At 58.4% G+C, this 17,043-nt stretch carries 12 protein-coding genes and 1 riboswitch; of the genes, 3 read left to right on the top strand and 9 right to left on the bottom strand.

From position 1 onward, the window contains the following. Positions 1 to 5 precede the first annotated feature (5 nt). The 5 genes from rapA to araB all read right to left on the bottom strand — a co-directional run bounded on the left by rapA (position 6) and on the right by araB (position 9,531). Positions 6 to 2,912, bottom strand: coding sequence for an RNA polymerase-associated protein RapA (gene rapA, locus C0560_RS03665; RefSeq protein WP_248859652.1), 2,907 nt, complete (start codon positions 2,910 to 2,912; stop codon positions 6 to 8). Between the two features lie 129 nt (positions 2,913 to 3,041). Continuing rightward, on the bottom strand, positions 3,042 to 5,399 hold the full coding sequence (polB, locus tag C0560_RS03670) for a DNA polymerase II (protein WP_248859653.1): 2,358 nt from the start codon (positions 5,397 to 5,399) through the stop codon (positions 3,042 to 3,044). Positions 5,400 to 5,530: 131 nt separating this feature from the next. After that, positions 5,531 to 6,226: an L-ribulose-5-phosphate 4-epimerase gene (gene araD / locus C0560_RS03675; RefSeq protein WP_100777665.1), complete on the bottom strand. Its 696-nt coding sequence runs from the start codon at positions 6,224 to 6,226 to the stop codon at positions 5,531 to 5,533. A gap of 82 nt (positions 6,227 to 6,308) precedes the next feature. After that, positions 6,309 to 7,811, bottom strand: coding sequence for an L-arabinose isomerase (gene araA, locus C0560_RS03680; protein WP_248859655.1), 1,503 nt, complete (start codon positions 7,809 to 7,811; stop codon positions 6,309 to 6,311). A 10-nt stretch (positions 7,812 to 7,821) separates the two neighbouring features. Next, positions 7,822 to 9,531 carry a ribulokinase gene (gene araB, locus C0560_RS03685; protein WP_248859656.1) on the bottom strand — a complete coding sequence of 570 codons (1,710 nt, stop codon included), beginning with the start codon at positions 9,529 to 9,531 and terminating at the stop codon, positions 7,822 to 7,824. Between the two features lie 337 nt (positions 9,532 to 9,868). Here araB and araC point away from each other — a divergent pair, with 337 nt between their 5' ends. Together araC and C0560_RS03695 are read left to right on the top strand one after the other, a co-directional pair. Then, positions 9,869 to 10,711, top strand: a complete 843-nt coding sequence (gene araC, locus C0560_RS03690) for an arabinose operon transcriptional regulator AraC (RefSeq protein WP_100777662.1) — start codon at positions 9,869 to 9,871, stop codon at positions 10,709 to 10,711. Between the two features lie 128 nt (positions 10,712 to 10,839). Beyond that, positions 10,840 to 11,607, top strand: a complete 768-nt coding sequence (locus C0560_RS03695; protein ID WP_102104584.1) for a DedA family protein — start codon at positions 10,840 to 10,842, stop codon at positions 11,605 to 11,607. A 57-nt stretch (positions 11,608 to 11,664) separates the two neighbouring features. On the opposite strand, the gene thiQ is transcribed toward C0560_RS03695, so the two are convergent. The 4 genes from thiQ to sgrR form a co-directional block, all read right to left on the bottom strand. Continuing rightward, positions 11,665 to 12,369 carry a thiamine ABC transporter ATP-binding protein ThiQ gene (gene thiQ, locus C0560_RS03700; RefSeq protein ID WP_248859658.1) on the bottom strand — a complete coding sequence of 235 codons (705 nt, stop codon included), beginning with the start codon at positions 12,367 to 12,369 and terminating at the stop codon, positions 11,665 to 11,667. Next, a complete protein-coding gene (thiP, locus tag C0560_RS03705; protein ID WP_181827327.1) occupies positions 12,353 to 13,963 on the bottom strand; it encodes a thiamine/thiamine pyrophosphate ABC transporter permease ThiP in 1,611 nt (536 codons plus the stop codon). Before thiP ends, thiQ begins: the two co-directional genes overlap by 17 nt. After that, positions 13,939 to 14,922, bottom strand: coding sequence for a thiamine ABC transporter substrate binding subunit (gene thiB, locus C0560_RS03710; protein WP_123429494.1), 984 nt, complete (start codon positions 14,920 to 14,922; stop codon positions 13,939 to 13,941). The genes thiP and thiB overlap by 25 nt, the downstream gene beginning before the upstream one ends. Positions 14,923 to 14,953: 31 nt before the next feature. Beyond that, positions 14,954 to 15,054: riboswitch (TPP riboswitch) on the bottom strand. A 36-nt stretch (positions 15,055 to 15,090) separates the two neighbouring features. Further along, the gene (gene sgrR / locus C0560_RS03715) at positions 15,091 to 16,746 is read right to left on the bottom strand and encodes an HTH-type transcriptional regulator SgrR (RefSeq protein ID WP_248859659.1); all 1,656 of its coding nucleotides are present in this window, start codon (positions 16,744 to 16,746) and stop codon (positions 15,091 to 15,093) included. An 87-nt stretch (positions 16,747 to 16,833) separates the two neighbouring features. Here sgrR and sgrT point away from each other — a divergent pair, with 87 nt between their 5' ends. After that, a complete protein-coding gene (gene sgrT, locus C0560_RS03720; RefSeq protein WP_100777656.1) occupies positions 16,834 to 16,986 on the top strand; it encodes a glucose uptake inhibitor SgrT in 153 nt (50 codons plus the stop codon). The last annotated feature ends 57 nt before the right edge of the window (positions 16,987 to 17,043 follow it).

Raw genomic sequence — 17,043 nt, forward strand, 5'->3', positions numbered from 1 at the left:
TCCGTTTACTGATGCGTCACAACGATCAGACGCAGCGCATCCAGTCGCCAGCTCGCCTGATCCAGGCTTTCCAGCACCTGCTCACGGTTGCTCTCAATGGCTGCAAGCTCGTCGTCACGGATGTTTGGATTCACCGCGCGTAACGCTTCAAGACGCGACAGCTCGGCAGAGAGCTTTTCGTCTGCTTCGCTGCGAGCCGCATCAATCAGTGCGCGCGCGGCTTTCTCAATCTGCGCTTCACCCTGCTGCAAAATGGCATGCACATCCTGCTGGACCGCATTCACCAGTTTGCTGCCCGTGTGGCGGTTAACGGCGCTTAGCTGACGGTTAAAGCTCTCAAACTCGACCTGCGCGGCGAGGTTAGTGCCATTTTTGTCGAGCATCAGACGCACCGGAGTGGCGGGCAGGAAACGGTTGAGCTGCAACTGTTTCGGCGCTTGCGCCTCAACCACGTAGATCAGCTCAAGCAGCAGCGTCCCAACGGGCAGCGCTTTGTTTTTCAACAGAGAAATGGTGCTGCTGCCGGTATCGCCAGACAGAATCAAATCCAGACCGTTGCGGATAAGCGGATGTTCCCAGGTAATGAACTGCGCATCTTCGCGGGAAAGGGCCACGTCACGCTCAAAGGTGATGGTGCAGCCATCTTCCGGCAGGCCAGGGAAATCCGGGACCAGCATGTGATCGGACGGCGTCAGCACAATCATGTTCTCGCCGCGATCGTCCTGGTTGATACCAACGATATCAAACAGGTTCATCGCGAAGCTGATCAGGCTGGTGTCGTCGTCCTGCTCTTCGATGCTTTCGGCAAGCTGCTGCGCTTTCTCGCCACCGTTGGAGTGGATCTCCAGCAGACGGTCACGCCCCTGCTCCAGCTGCAGTTTCAGCGCATCGTGCTTTTCGCGACAGGATTTGATCAGATCGTCAAAGCCCTCGGTCTCTTCCGGTGCCGCCAGATAACCGATCAGATCGCTGTGCACCTGATCGTAAATGGTGCGACCGGTCGGGCAGGTGTGTTCAAACGCGTCCAGACCTTCGTGGAACCAACGCACCAGCACCGACTGGGCAGTTTTTTCCAGGAACGGAACGTGGATCTGAATATCATGCGCCTGGCCGATACGGTCCAGACGGCCAATACGCTGCTCCAGCAGGTCCGGGTTAAACGGCAGATCGAACATCACCAGATGGCTGGCGAACTGGAAGTTACGGCCCTCGGAGCCGATTTCGGAGCAGAGCAGCACCTGCGCGCCGCTGTCCTCTTCACCAAACCAGGCCGCCGCGCGGTCGCGTTCGATGATCGACATCCCTTCGTGGAACACGGCAGCGCGGATACCTTCGCGCTCGCGCAGGACTTGCTCCAGCTGCAGCGCGGTGGCCGCTTTGGCACAAATCACCAGCACTTTCTGCGAGCGGTGAGCGGTCAGATAGCCCATCAGCCATTCGACGCGTGGATCGAAGTTCCACCAGGTGCCGGTATCGCCTTCGAATTCCTGATAAATCTGTTCCGGATAGAGCATATCGCGCGCGCGCTCTTCAGCACTTTTGCGTGACCCCATGATGCCGGAGACTTTAATCGCGGTTTGATACTGTGTCGGCAGCGGCAGCTTGATGGTGTGCAGCTCGCGTTTCGGGAAGCCTTTCACGCCGTTACGGGTGTTACGGAACAGCACGCGGCTGGTGCCGTGGCGGTCCATCAACATGGAGACCAGCTCCTGACGCGCGGTTTCCGCGTCGTCGCGGTCGCTGTTGGCGGCGTGCAGCAGTGGCTCAATATCCTGCTCGCCAATCAGCTCGCTCAGGGTGTTGAGTTCATCGTTGGACAGGTGCTTACCAGCCAGCAGCAGGGCGACCGCATCGGCAACCGGGCGGTAGTTTTGCTGCTCTTCGACAAACACAGAGAAATCGTGGAAACGGTTAGGATCGAGCAGGCGCAGACGCGCAAAGTGGCTTTCCAGCCCCAGCTGCTCCGGCGTAGCGGTCAGCAGCAGGATACCCGGCACGCGTTCGGCCAGCTGTTCGATCGCCATATATTCACGGCTGGGCGCATCTTCGCTCCAGACCAGGTGGTGGGCCTCATCGACGACCATCAGATCCCACTCAGCATCGCACAGATGCTCAAGGCGCTGCTTGCTGCGGCGCACGAAGTCCAGAGAGCAGATCACCAGCTGTTCCGTTTCGAACGGATTATCGGCGTCGTGCTGGGCTTCGGCGTAGCGCTCGTCGTCAAACAGGGAGAAGCGTAAGTTGAAGCGGCGCAACATCTCGACCAGCCACTGGTGTTGCAGGGTTTCAGGCACCACGATCAGCACGCGCTCGGCAGCGCCGGAGAGCAGCTGTTGATGCAGGATCATCCCTGCTTCGATGGTTTTACCGAGGCCGACTTCATCAGCCAGCAGCACGCGCGGCGCATGGCGACGGCCAACGTCGTGGGCGATGTTCAGCTGGTGTGGGATCAGGCTGGTACGCTGACCACGCAGGCCGCTCCACGGCATGCGGTACTGTTCACTCTGGAATTTACGCGCGCGATAGCGCAGGGCAAAACGGTCCATGCGGTCGATCTGACCGGCAAACAGACGGTCCTGCGGCTTGCTGAAGACCAGTCGGCTGTCGAGCAGCACTTCGCGCAGGATGACATTTGTTTCTTCCGTGTCGACTCGCGTACCGATGTAGGCGAGGATCCCGTTCTCTTCTTTTACGTCTTCAATCTTCAGCTGCCAGCCTTCATGGCTGGTAACGGTGTCACCCGGGTTAAACATGACGCGGGTAACAGGGGAGTCATTGCGTGCATACAGACGGTTTTCACCCGTGGCCGGGAAAAGGATAGTGACCATGCGCGCATCCAGCGCTACCACAGTTCCTAATCCAAGCTCGCTTTCTGTATCGCTGATCCAGCGTTGACCAAGTGTAAAAGGCATAGTTGTTTGGCTCTAATCTTTAATTGCAGGCAATAGTTCGACCACCGTCGCAAAGTGACGGCCATCGAAAAATGGGTCCGGGAATGGAAAGGGCGCTATGGTACTGGATGGCGGCGTTTTCGTCACGCGTCAAAATAGCCCCAGTTGCCCTGTCATGAGTGTAGCAAAATCATCGTCGACAAAAGGTAAAATTCCATCGGCGACAGGCATAAGCTGTCGCGTCAGATAGTGATCGTAGTCCAGCGGCGAGTGCTGATAATCCACCGGTTCCGGGCCGCTGGTGGTCCAGACGTATTTAATGGTGCCGCGATTTTGATACTGCGGCGCGCGGCCGCGACGTACGTTCTCTTCATCGGCCAGCCGCGCGGCGCGAACATGCGGCGGCACATTGCGCTGATACTCTGCCAGCGGGCGGCGCAGGCGCTTGCGGTAGACCAGCCTGCTGTCCAGCTCACCGGCCAGCAGGCTGGCGATAGTCTCGCGGACATAATCCTGATACGGCTCGTTGCGGAACACGCGCAGATAGAGCGTTTGCTGGAACTGTTGCGCCAGTGGCGTCCAGTCGGTTCGCACCGTTTCCAGGCCTTTAAACACCATGCGCTGGCTCTCGCCCTCCTGAATCAAACCGGCGTAACGCTTCTTACTGCCCTGCTCGGTACCGCGAATTGTCGGCATCAAAAAGCGGCTGAAATGGGTTTCAAATTCCAGCTCTAACGCGCTGGTTAACCGCTCTTTTTGCAAATGATTGCGCCACCAGTCGTTGACGAACGCCACCAGATTTTGGCCAATTTGCGCGGCGTCCTCTTCGCTGTGGGCGCCTTTCAGCCAGACGAACGTTGAGTCCGTGTCGCCGTAAATCACGTCATAGCCCTGGGATTCCACCAGCGCTTTGGTCTGGCGCATAATTTCATGCCCGCGCATGGTGATCGACGAGGCGAGACGGGGATCGAAGAACCGACAGGCGCTGGTGCCGAGCACGCCATAAAAGGCGTTCATGATGATCTTCAGCGCCTGAGAGAGCGGTTTATTGTGCTGACGCTTGGCCTCCTCACGCCCGTGCCAGATTTGGCCGACGATTTCAGGCAGGCAGTGCTTTTCCCGCGAGAAACGCGCGCCGAGAAATCCTTCGGTGCTGTGCGCCTCATCCGGCTGGGCCATCCCCTCGACCAGGCCAACGGGATCGATCAGAAAGGTGCGAATGATCGACGGATAGAGGCTTTTATAATCCAGCACCAGGACCGAGTCATACAGGCCAGGCCTGGAGTCCATCACATAGCCGCCAGGGCTAGCCTGAGGCGGGACCTCGCCAAGATTTGGCGCGACATAGCCCGCGCGGTGCATGCGCGGAATATACAGATGACCGAACGCAGCGACGGAACCGCCGTGACGATCGATCGCCAGGCCGTTGACGGTCGCGCGCTCCAGCAGGAACGGCATGATCTCCGTTTTGTGGAAAATCCGCGTCACCAGCTCGCAGTCCTTCAGGTTGTAGGTGGCCAGTGCCGGTTTGTCTTCATTGAAGCGCCGGTCAATCTCATCCATCCGATCCCAGGGATTGTCGATGGATTTCCCTTCGCCGAGCAGCTCCTGAGAGACGGCTTCCAGCGAAAACGAGGAGAAACTCCAGAAGGCGGATTTAAGCGCATCGATACCGTCGATAATCACCCGCCCGTTAGCCTGCGCGAAGAACACGCCATTCTTAAAACCGTGCTCGCGCCACTCCAGCTCGCTGTTGCCGCGGCCCAGCATCAGCGGAATACGGTAACGCTCGGCATGCTTTTGCAGCACGCGCAGGTCAAACTGCACCACATTCCAGCCAATCAGGACATCAGGATCGTGAATGGCAAACCACTGGTTTAGCTTTTCAATCAGCTGTGGGCGGCTGGTGACATACTCCAGCTCAAAATCGAGGGCTGACGCATCACCGTTTGGCGGCCCGAGCATATAGACAATTCGCTGCCCGCAGCCTTCAAGGCCGATGCAATACAGTTCGCCGTGGCGCGTGGTTTCGATATCCAGCGACACCCATTTCAGGGGCGGACGGTAGTGGGGATTGGGTTTGAGGCGGGCGTTGAGCAGTTTGCCGCCCTGCGGCGTGCCGTCGACCCAGACGGGAGCGGTAATAAAACGCTCCATAAGAAAACGTTCCGGCGGGCGAATATCCGCTTCGTACAGCGTAACCCCGGCTTCTCGCAGCAGCTTCTCAAAGCGCATCAGCTGGCGATGGGCGCGGCAGTAAAGCCCGTAAACGGGCTGGCGGTGGAAATCGTTCAGCTCAAGCGGCGTGATGCGCCAGCCGTTTTCCCCGCGTAACACCTCGTGCGTTTTTTCGACGTGCTGTTCCGGGATAAACGCCACGGACTCCTGTGGCGGCAGCGTGACGTTCAGCGGACCCTCGTCCGTCGCCAGCCAGAATTCCACTTCAATACCCTGCGGCGTATCCCGCCAGTGTCGGGTCAGTAAAAAGCCTTCTCGCGCCTGCGTCACACCGTCATCCCAAAAAACAAAACCAGGCGTGATTATAGCCTGGTTACGGATTTTTTGCTGGGTTTATATACAGGTGTGATTTTGCCGGATGGCACTGAGCTTATCCGGCCAATAATGTCCCTGTTCCCGATTTACTGCCCGTAATACGCTTTCGCACCGTGCTTGCGCAGATAGTGTTTATCCAGCAGGGTTTGCTGCATATCCGGAAGCTGTGGCGCCAGCTGGCGGCAGAAGATCCCCATATAGGCGACTTCTTCCAGCACGATGGCGTTATGCACCGCATCCTCGGCGTTTTTGCCCCACGCAAACGGCCCGTGAGAGTGCACCAGCACGCCCGGCATTTGCGCCGCATCGATTCCCGCTTTTTCAAAGGTTTCGACGATCACGTTGCCCGTTTCCCACTCATACTCGCCGTTAATTTCCGCATCGGTCATTTTACGGGTGCAGGGGATGGTGCCGTAAAAATAGTCGGCATGGGTCGTGCCCGTCGCCGGAATGGATTGTCCGGCTTGCGCCCAGATGGTGGCGTGGCGCGAGTGGGTATGCACGATACCGCCAATCGACGGGAATGACTGATAGAGCAGGCGATGGGTTGGCGTATCGGAAGAGGGCTTTTTCTTCCCTTCGACCACTTCGCCGGTCGCGATGCTCACCACCACCATATCCTCGGCGGTCATCACGCTGTAATCCACGCCGGACGGCTTAATTACAAACACCCCTTTCTCCCGATCGACAGCGCTGACGTTGCCCCAGGTGAGGGTGACGAGATGGTGTTTCGGCAGGGCCAGGTTGGCTTCCAGCACCTGCTGCTTTAATGCTTCAAGCATTCTGTTCTCCTTGCCGGATGGCACTTCGCTTATCCGGCCTGGGTTTATAAGCCCGGCAGACGACGTGCCGCCGGGCACGTGCTTAACGTTTAGAACCGTAATAGACTTCGTTCCAGCGCAGCGCGTCTTTAAACGCTGGCAGACGGGTGTCGTTATCGATGACGGTCAGCTCGATGTCGTGCAGCTCCGCGAACTGGCGCATATCGTTCAGTTCCAGCGAGTGGCTGAAGACCGTGTGGTGCGCGCCACCGGCCACGATCCAGGCTTCAGACGCGGTCGGCAGATCCGGCTGCGCTTTCCACAGGGCGTTCGCGACGGGCAGTTTCGGCAATGAATGCGGGGTCTCCACGGCATCCACGCAGTTCACCAGCAGGCGGAACCGATCGCCCAGATCGATCAGGCTGGCATTTATCGCCGGGCCGGTGCGGGTGTTGAAGATCAGACGGGCCGGATCGGCTTTGCCGCCAATGCCCAGGTACTGCACGTCGAGGATCGGTTTCTCTTCGACGGCGATGGATGGACACACTTCCAGCATGTGCGAGCCGAGCACCAGATCGTTGCCGTTCTCGAAGTGGTAGGTGTAATCCTCCATAAATGAGGTGCCGCCCTGTAGACCGGTCGACATCACCTTCATGATGCGAAGGAGGGCGGCGGTTTTCCAGTCGCCTTCGCCCGCAAAGCCGTAGCCTTGCTGCATCAGACGTTGTACCGCCAGGCCTGGCAGTTGTTTCAGACCGTGCAGGTCTTCAAATGTGGTGGTAAAGGCGTGGAAGCCGCCCTGTTCCAGGAAGCGTTTCATCCCCAGTTCGATGCGCGCCGCATCGATGACGTTCTGGCGTTTATCGCCGTTGATCTGCGCCGCAGCAGTCAGGCGGTAGCTGCTTTCGTATTCGTCCACCAGCGCGCTGATATCGCCGTCGCTGATTTCGTTCACCACCTGCACCAGATCGCCCACGGCCCAGGTGTTAACGGAGAAACCAAATTTAATCTGTGCAGCGACTTTATCGCCGTCCGTCACTGCCACTTCGCGCATGTTGTCGCCAAAACGCACCACTTTCAGATGACGGGTATCCTGTTTGGAGACAGCCTGGCGCATCCACGAGCCGATGCGCTGCTGCGCGTGTTGATCCTGCCAGTGGCCGGTCACTACCCCGTGCTGCTGACGCATACGCGCGCCGATAAAGCCAAACTCGCGGCCGCCGTGCGCGGTCTGGTTCAGGTTCATAAAGTCCATATCGATGCTGTCCCACGGCAGGGAAGCGTTGAACTGGGTATGGAACTGCAGCAGCGGTTTATTGAGGATGGTCAGGCCGTTGATCCACATTTTGGCCGGAGAGAAGGTGTGCAGCCACACCACCATCCCGGCGCATTTGTCGTCGTAGTTCGCGTCGCGGCAGATGTGGGTGATTTCGTCTGGTGTTGTTCCGAGCGGTTTCAGCACCAGTTTGCACGGCAGTTTGGCCTCAGCGTTCAGGGCGTTAACCACATGTTCCGCGTGTTTCGTCACCTGTTGCAGCGCTTCCGGGCCGTATAAATGCTGGCTGCCAATGACAAACCACACTTCATAATTATTAAAAATGCTCATTATCGTGTCCTTAATGTGTCAGGGTTGCCGGTTTTTCCGCGGTGTTTTTGGCCGGGGCGGCGACAGGGAGATAGTGTTGTTCGGCGCTTTTCGACCATTGCAGGTAGCGCTGATAAAGCTGCTCAAAGCGTTGGGCCTGCTGAGGGCGCGGCTGGAGCGTGCTCTCGACGGCGCTCGCCATGTGCTGTTGAGCGGTCGGAATATTTGCGTGAACACCCGCCGCGACTGCCGCGAAAATGGCGGCCCCCAGGGCACAGCACTGATCGGAGGCGACGATCTGCAGCGGACGGTTCAGCACGTCGCAGCAGGCCTGCATGATCACCGGGTTTTTACGCGCGATGCCGCCGAGCGCCATCACCTCGTTCACGGCGATGCCCTGCTCGGTGAAACACTCCATGATGGCGCGCGCGCCAAAGGCGGTGGCCGCAATCAGGCCACCAAACAGCGCAGGGGCGTCAGTTGCCAGGTTGAGATCGGTAATCACGCCTTTAAGACGCTGGTTGGCAAACGGTGTACGACGACCGTTGAACCAGTCGAGCACCACCGGGAGATGATCGAGGGACGGGTTTTTCGCCCAGGCTTCCGTCAGCTGCGGGAGAAGCTGTTTTTTGCTGACTGCGATCTGCGCTTTCAGCTCAGGATGTGTTTCCGCCAGCTGATCCAGCGGCCAGCCGAGCACGCGGCCAAACCAGGCGTAGATATCGCCGAAGGCGGATTGACCGGCCTCCAGCCCGATAAAATCAGGGACCACGCTACCGTCCACCTGGCCGCAAATACCTTTCACGGCGCGGTCGCCGACGCTGGCTTTATCCGCGGTGAGGATGTCGCAGGTGGAGGTACCAATCACTTTCACCAGCGTATTAGGCTGTGCGCCCGCGCCGACGGCACCCATATGGCAGTCGAACGCGCCGCCGGAAATCGCCACGTTTTGTGGCAAGCCCAGACGCTGCGCCCACTCTGCGCTCAGGGTTCCGACCGGAATGTCGGCGGTATAAGTGTCGGTAAACAGCGGATATTTCAGGCTTTGATTGATAATCGGATCAAGTTCATCGAAGAACGCGGCAGGAGGCAGCCCGCCCCAGCTCTCATGCCACAGGGATTTATGCCCGGCGCTGCAGCGTCCACGGCGAATATCCTGCGGGCGGGTAGTGCCCGACAGCAGGGCCGGTACCCAGTCGCACAGCTCAATCCATGACACGGCGGCCTGCGCCACGTCACGGTCGGCACGGGTGACGTGCAAAATCTTGGCCCAGAACCATTCGCTGGAATAAATGCCGCCAATGTAGCGGGAGTAGTCCGCTTTTCCAGGCTGATGGCACAAACGGGTGATGGCTTCCGCTTCTTCAACCGCAGTATGGTCTTTCCACAGCACGAACATGGCGTTCGGGTTGTCGGCAAACTCAGGGCGCAGCGCCAGCACGCGGCCTTCGGCATCGACGGGGGCAGGCGTTGAGCCGGTGCTGTCCACGCCAATACCGACGATCTGAGCACGCTGATCTTCGCTCAATTCGGCCAGAACGGTTTTGATCGCCGCTTCCATCGATTCGATGTAATCGCGCGGATGATGGCGGAACTGATTATTTGGCGCATCGCAGTAACGCCCCTCTTGCCAGCGCGGATACCACTCAACGCTGGTCGCTATCTCCTGACCCGTACGACACTCCACCGCCAGGGCGCGTACTGAGTCACTGCCAAAATCGAGGCCAATCGCAATTGCCATTTATGTTGCTCCATCAAAAAACGGGTATGGATCAACATTAGAGATTGAGGGAGAAAATCGTCAGGCAGGATCCGCTAATCTTATGGATTAAATTGCTGTTGAGGTGGAAAGTGTGACGTTGTGCAAATATTCAATGTGGACATTTCTGCCGCAGTTATAGACACTTTTGTTACTGCTGATTTGCACGAGATCGTGGATGAATCTGGGGTAAAGGCCGAGAAAAAGCGGAGTTAAAAGAGAGGGCAGGCGATGTGATTCTCTTAAAGACCCGTTTTTATACCGCTTTTATAGATATGGACAATTTGTTTCCTTATTGACCGTCGGGAGTGACCTGTTTATGGCCGAAACACAAAACGATCCCCTGTTGCCGGGGTACTCCTTCAACGCCCATCTGGTGGCGGGGTTGACCCCTATCGAAGCCGAGGGTTACCTCGACTTTTTCGTCGACCGCCCGCTGGGCATGAAAGGCTATATCCTGAATATCACTGTGCGCGGTGAGGGGGTGATCAAAAATAATGATCGGCAATTTGTCTGTCGCCCTGGCGATATTTTGCTGTTCCCGCCGGGAGAAATTCACCACTACGGTCGGCATCCTGATGCAAAAGAGTGGTATCACCAGTGGGTCTACTTCCGCCCGCGTGCTTACTGGCAGGAGTGGCTGGCCTGGCCGTCGATTTTCGCCCACACCGGTTTTTACCGGCCCGACGAAGCGCATCAGGCGCAGTTCCGCGAGCTTTTTGCCCAGATCATCGAAGCCCAGGCGGGCGGGCGCTACGCCGAGCTGCTGGCGATCAATCTGCTCGAACAGCTGTTGCTGCGGCGCATGGAGGCGATTAACGCCTCCCTTAATCCGCCGCTGGACAATCGCGTGCGCGACGCCTGCCAGTACATCAGCGATCATCTGTCGGACAGCCAGTTTGATATCGCGGGGGTCGCGCAGCACGTCTGCCTGTCGCCGTCGCGCCTGTCGCACCTCTTCCGTCAGCAGTTGGGGGTGAGCGTTCTGAGCTGGCGCGAGGATCAGCGCATCAGCCAGGCCAAACTGCTTCTCAGCACCACGCGTATGCCGATTGCCACCGTGGGGCGTAACGTCGGCTTTGAGGATCAGCTCTATTTTTCCCGCGTCTTCAAGAAATGCACCGGCGCCAGCCCGAGCGAATTCCGCGCCGGATGTGAGTAAAACGTAAATAAAACGAAACAAACAGGTGAAGTCTGGCGGCACCCGGTAAACTATTCAGACAATTGTTGTCTTGACGAGGCAGGAAGCACTTCGCAGAATCCCTGCTCTGTTATCTGACCGGAATCGTTATGCAGGCATTGCTGGAACATTTTATTACGCAGTCCGTGGCCTACTCGCTGATCGCTGTCGCGCTGGTCGCCTTTCTGGAATCGCTGGCGCTGGTGGGGCTGATTTTACCTGGCACTGTCATGATGGCGGGCCTCGGTGCGCTGATTGGCAGCGGCGAGGTGAACTTCTGGCAGGCGTGGATGGCCGGTATCGTGGGCTGTCTGCTGGGCGACTGGATCTCTTTCTGGTTAGGCTGGCGCTTCAAAAAGCCGTTGCACCGCTGGTCGTTCATGAAAAAGAACAAAGCGCTGCTCGACAAAACCGAGCATGCCCTCCATCAGCACAGTATGTTTACCATTCTGGTCGGGCGTTTTGTCGGCCCGACGCGTCCGCTGGTGCCGATGGTTGCCGGGATGCTGGATCTGCCCGTTTCAAAATTTATTCTGCCCAATATCATCGGCTGCGTTTTCTGGCCGCCGTTCTATTTCCTGCCGGGCATTCTGGCCGGTGCGGCGATTGATATCCCCGCCGATGCGCAAAGCGGCCATTTTAAATGGCTGCTGTTAGCCACCGCGCTGCTGCTGTGGGTCGCGGTGTGGCTGTGCTGGCGCCTGTGGCGCAGTGCGAAAGCCGGTACGGATCGCCTCACCCAGTATTTGCCGCGTGGCCGCCTGTTGTGGCTGGCGCCCTTGACGCTCGGGGTTGCCGTGGTGGCGCTGGTGGCGTTGATTCGTCATCCGCTGATGCCGGTGTATGGCGAGATTTTGTTGAAGGTGGTGAGCCGATAGGCGATTTTCAGCCGCCACCAGGCCTGATATTGCCCGGTGGCGCATTGTTTGCCGGGCTTACTGCGGTTGCATTATTCCCAACAACGCTGAGGCACTTGCCTTCCCGCTTATCAGCTCCTGTGTATCCCCATCCCAGGCGATGCGCCCGTCGGCAATCACGACGGTGCGCGCCGCGATTCTGGCGGCGTCTTCCACGCTGTGCGAAACCATCAGCATGGTGAGATTTTTCTGCTGACACACCTCTTTTACCAGCAACAGCATCTCCTGACGCAGGGCCGGGTCGAGGGCTGAGAACGGCTCGTCGAGGAGCAAAATTGGCTGTTCCCGCACCAGACAGCGAGCCAGCGCGACGCGCTGACGCTGCCCGCCAGAAAGCTCACCAGGTAAACGTTCAAGAAATTCATTCAGCCCCATCTGCTGGGCAATCGCTTCGAGTTTCTCACGCTGAAGCGCCGTCAGCTTGAGGCCGGGGTCCATTCCCAGGCCGATATTCTGTCGCACCGTCAGATGGGTAAACAGATTATTTTCCTGGAACAGCATCGACACCGGGCGCTGGGACGGCGGCGTGTGGGTGTGCGTTTGCCCATCTATCAACATCTCGCCGCGCGCCGGAGGCAGGAAACCGGCAATCAGATTGAGCAGCGTGCTTTTCCCGGCACCGCTTGGGCCGAGAATGGCAATCATCTCTCCGCGTTCGACGGAGAGTGTAAAGCGCATTGGCAGGTGCTGATAAAGCCAGGTTACATCAGTCAGTTTTAGCATCGCGCCCCGGAAGTTTTTCGATAACGGTGAAGAGGGTAAAGCACAGCAGCAGCAGGAGCAGGGCCGTCACGGCACCATCCTGACTGCGATACGAACCGATTTGCTGATACAGCCAGAACGGCAGCGTGCGGAAATCGTCATTACCAAACAGCGCCACTACGCCGAAATCGCCAATCGACAGCACGCTGGCAAAGGCCAGCGCCTGCGCCAGAGGGCGTTTCAGGGCGCGGAGTTCAACGACCCTCACTCGCTGCCAGCCGCGCATCCCCAGCGACTGACAGAGCAGAGTGTAGCGGGCGCTCAGGTCGCGCATCGGATTTTCCAGCACTTTCAGGGCATAGGGAATCGCCATCAGCGCGTTGGTGAAAATGACGATCCCGTCGGCGTGCTCGGGTAATCCGATGGTGCTGCTGAACAGCAAAAAGAACCCGGTCGCCAGCACGATGCCCGGCATCGCCAGAATCAACATCCCGCTCAGCTCCAGCGCTTGCCCGGCGATTCGGGAGTGGCGGGCGTAAAGTTCGCGGCTGCTCCAGAGCAGCATCATGGTCAGCAGGACGCACAGCAGCCCGGCGCCGAGGGCAATTCGCAGCGACGTCCACAACGCCTGCCACAGCACCGGTTGTTGCAGCACCGAGATCAGATTCAGATTGAGACCATCCACCACCACTGCCAGCAGCGGCGGGAGGAGTAACAGCAGCGCAAGTACGATAAGCAGGAGATCGCTCAGGCGGCTGCGCAGGCTGTCCTGCGGATCGCGCCAGCCGTTCACCTGATGGCTCCCCACCGCAATGGCTTTACTGAGTCGCTGGCTGAGCAAGACCAGCCCCAGGCAGCAGAACATCTGGATCATCGCCAGCAGCGCCGCACGACCCGGATCGTAGTCGTAACTCAGAGCCTGATAGATCGCCAGCTCAATGGTGGTGGCCTGCGGGCCGCCGCCCAGCGACAGCACCGTGGCGAAACTGGCGAAGCAGAGCATAAAAATTAATGCTGCAACGGGCGGGATCTGCCGCCGCAGCCATGGCCACTCAACAAAGCGAAAGAAGGCAAATCCGCGCATTCCGAGCTGGGCGGCCAGCTGTCGCTGTTCGCCAGGGATATTTTCCAGCGCCTGTAAGAACAGTCGCGTCGCCATGGGCATATTGAAAAAAACGTGGGCCAGCAGGATGCCCTGCAGGCCGTAAGGCGAAAATGTCCATTCGATGCCAAACACACTCAACAGCGTGGCGATCCACCCCTGGCGCCCATACACGCTCAGAATACCGAAGACGGCGACCAGTACGGGCAGGATCAGCGTCATCGCGCACAGGCGCAGCAGCGCTTGTCTTCCGGGAAAACGGCGGCGATAAAGCGCCCGCGCCAAAAAGATCGCCGGGACGACCGAGAGCAGGGCTGAGAGAAATGCCTGCCAGAAGGAGAACCGCACCACGTGCCAGAGATAGCTATCGTGCCACAGCGCGGCAATATCGCTTTGCGGTGCGTTCAGCCACAGGGCAAGAAAAGCCCCCAGGCTCACCACCACCATCAGCGTGGCGGCAGTCAGCCCAGGGATCAGCCAGCCGGGAATTAGCGGCTGACGGCGCGTTGCCATTCACTGATCCAGGCGGCGCGTTGAGTGGAAACCTGCTGCGGGGTGAACTCCAGCGTGGTTTGCGGTTTGCTCAACTGATCGAAGCCCGCAGGGAGTTTCACGTCGGTCACTGGGTACATCCAGTTGCCCGTCGGGACGGCGTTCTGGAACGCAGGCGAGACCATAAATTTCAGGAACTTCTCGGCCAGTTCCGGCTCTTTGCTGGCCGCGGTGCGGGCGGCGACTTCCACCTGCAGATAGTGGCCTTCGGCAAAGTTAGCGGCGGCGTAGTTGTCTTTTTTCTCTTCGATAATATGGTAGGCCGGCGAGGTGGTGTAGCTCAGGACCAGATCGCTTTCGCCTTTCAGGAACAGGCCGTAGGCTTCACTCCAGCCTTTGGTGACGGTGACGGTTTTGGCCGCCAGTTTTTGCCAGGCTTCCGGCGCTTTGTCGCCGTACACTTTTTGCATCCACAGCAGCAGGCCAAGGCCCGGTGTGCTGGTGCGTGGGTCCTGATAAATCACGCGCCATTTCTGGTCGCTCTCGACCAGCTCTTTCAGGCTTTTCGGCGGATTCTTAAGCTTGTTTTTATCGTAGACGAAGGCGAAATAACCGTAATCGAAGGGGACAAAGGTGTCGTTTTTCCAGCCGCCCGGAACGTTCACCGCATCGGCGGCGATACCGCTTTTGGCAAAGAGTTTGGTTTGCGAGGCCGCTTCCAGCAGGTTGTTATCCAGGCCCAGCACCACGTCGGCCTTGCTATTTTTGCCCTCCATCCGCAGACGGTTGAGCAGCGAAACGCCATCTTCCAGCGCCACGAATTTCAGTTCGCAGTGACAGTCGGCTTCAAAGGCTTTTTTGACCACCGGGCCTGGGCCCCAGTCGGCGGCAAAGGAGTCGTAGGTGTAGACCGTTAAAACGGGCTTGGCAAACGCAGGCAGCGCGAAGAGCGCCAGCAGGGGGAGAACTTTTTTTAACACTTTGCACCTCAAAGTTGAGTGGCAAAGGATTTTGAGCGACAGCCTCAAATCCCTTCGCCGGCGTTATCCGGATCAGGTTCGACGGGTATTATCTCAGCGCACATCATCGATGCAGCACCCCGTTGAGAACGGCGGTATTGTAATGATTTGGTGAATATTACGAAAGTGTTATGGTTCCGGCGGCGCAAACCAGGCGGATTTAAAGTCAAACCAGCCGAGCGTGTTCATGCGTAAGCCGCGCATACTGCGCTGTCCCTGGATCATCAGCCAGTGGTGGATCAGCGGTACCATCGCCTGCTGGGACAGCAACTGCTGGCACCAGACCGCCAGATTCATCTCTCCGGCGCGCCACTGAGCGGCGTCCTGCTGCCAGTCGCGGGCAATGCAGTGCTGGATCAGCGGGATCTCATACAGGTGCGAGAAGAGCGAGAAATCAAGCGGCAGAGTGAAGTTCGCGCTGTTGAGCCAGATATCGCTCACCGCTTCGCCGCGATGCCATTCATCGTAATCCACCTCCTGTATCTCTAGCGTTACGCCTTCCGCGGCCAGCAGTTTGCTCATGATGCGCGCAATAAAGCGGTGCTCAACGTGTTCGCGATAATAGGTGAGGGTAATGGTTTCCAGCCCGGCGGGCTTTTCGCCGCGCCCAGGACGGGCGTGGTGCCAGCGAGGCAGCAGCCCGTAGGCCGGGAACCAGTAGGTCTGGTGCTGGTCTTCCGCCTGATAGATCAGATTGGCGGGGGCGAGGATCTGGCTTATCCACTGGCGCACCTCGCTGCTGGCACCCCGGTGGGTGCGGGCGTCAAACAGCAGATAGTAGCAGCCCTCTTCGAGGCGACTTTCGACGGCTTTTTCGCCTTCGGTCGGGCCTTCCAGCGTCAGGCCGGGGCTGAACTCTTCACTGATGTCCGGCAGCACCCAGACATTCACCTCGTCAATCAGCGCGCGGTAGCCAAAGTAGTCATCGAAGGCGCGGATTTTCAACTGGTTACTGTTATTGCGCATCACGGCGTAAGCGCCGGTGCCGACGGGCTGGCTGGCGAAACTGGGCATGCTCTCCCATTCATGAGGCAAAATCATCGACGGGACATAACCCATCAGCCACGGCAGCCACTGGTCAGGCTCGGAAAGCTCGATATCCAGCGTCCAGGCGGTGGGAGAGTGGATGTGTGCGATGTGGGAGTAGAGCGGCTGCCCGCGAGCGCGCTGCAGAGAAGCGATCACATCGTTCATCTCCAGCTCGCGGCCATGGTGAAAATGGATGCCGGGACGCAAAAAAAAGCGCCAGTGCAGCGGAGAAAGTTGCTGCCAGTGATGCGCGATGTCGGCTTCCAGTTCCCCGTTTTCCTCATTTATGCGCGTCAGGCCGCTAAAGATTTGTCGCGCCATGTGCGTTTCGGAGCGGCGTAGCGCCGTGCCCGGCAGCAGGTTTTTCATCGGACGGTAGTAGAGCACGCGCAGGATGTGCTTTCCCTGGCGGAAGCTGCGGCCCAGATGGGAGACCAGCATCTGGCGGACGGCGGCTTTATCGCCCACCAGCTGCACCAGCTGATCGATGCGGTCTTGCTCCAGCAGGTCTTCAGCGCGCTGCTGTTGTAAGGCCAGACCGGTATACAGGAAGGTTAAGCGCGAACGCTTTCCGCGCCCTGCTTCCGCCTCCCAGTTCAGCCAGCCCTGCTGCTGCATGGTGTTCAGCAGCGTGCGCATGTGGCGGCGCGAGCAGTTCAGCAGTTCCGCCAGTTCGTTCAGCGTGGTCTCTTTTGACTGGCCTTCGCAGCACTGCCAGAGGCGGATGAATTGTTGTTGCAGACGACCAGACGGCATAAAAGGGGAACTCCTGACAAAAAATCAGCAATTTATTAATCCTCATATTAAGCCAATAATCCTCCTTGTTGAAGTGAGGAGGTAAATATGAAGAGGTCTACCGCACGTCAGTTTTATCAGCACTACTTTTCAGCGACAAAGGGAGTGTCCTGGCTGGCCCGCCAGTGCGCAGAACAGCGCCTGAAAATGCTTGAAGATCTGATGCAGTGGGACGTTACGAAATCGACCTCTGACCGCTGACTCGCCTCGATCATGTGTGACTGAGTATTGGTGCTTATCACCCGCCAGCAAAATGTT

Origin of the sequence: Lelliottia sp. AC1, from assembly GCF_023278595.1 — a bacterium.
GTDB classification, from domain to species: domain Bacteria; phylum Pseudomonadota; class Gammaproteobacteria; order Enterobacterales; family Enterobacteriaceae; genus Enterobacter; species Enterobacter nimipressuralis.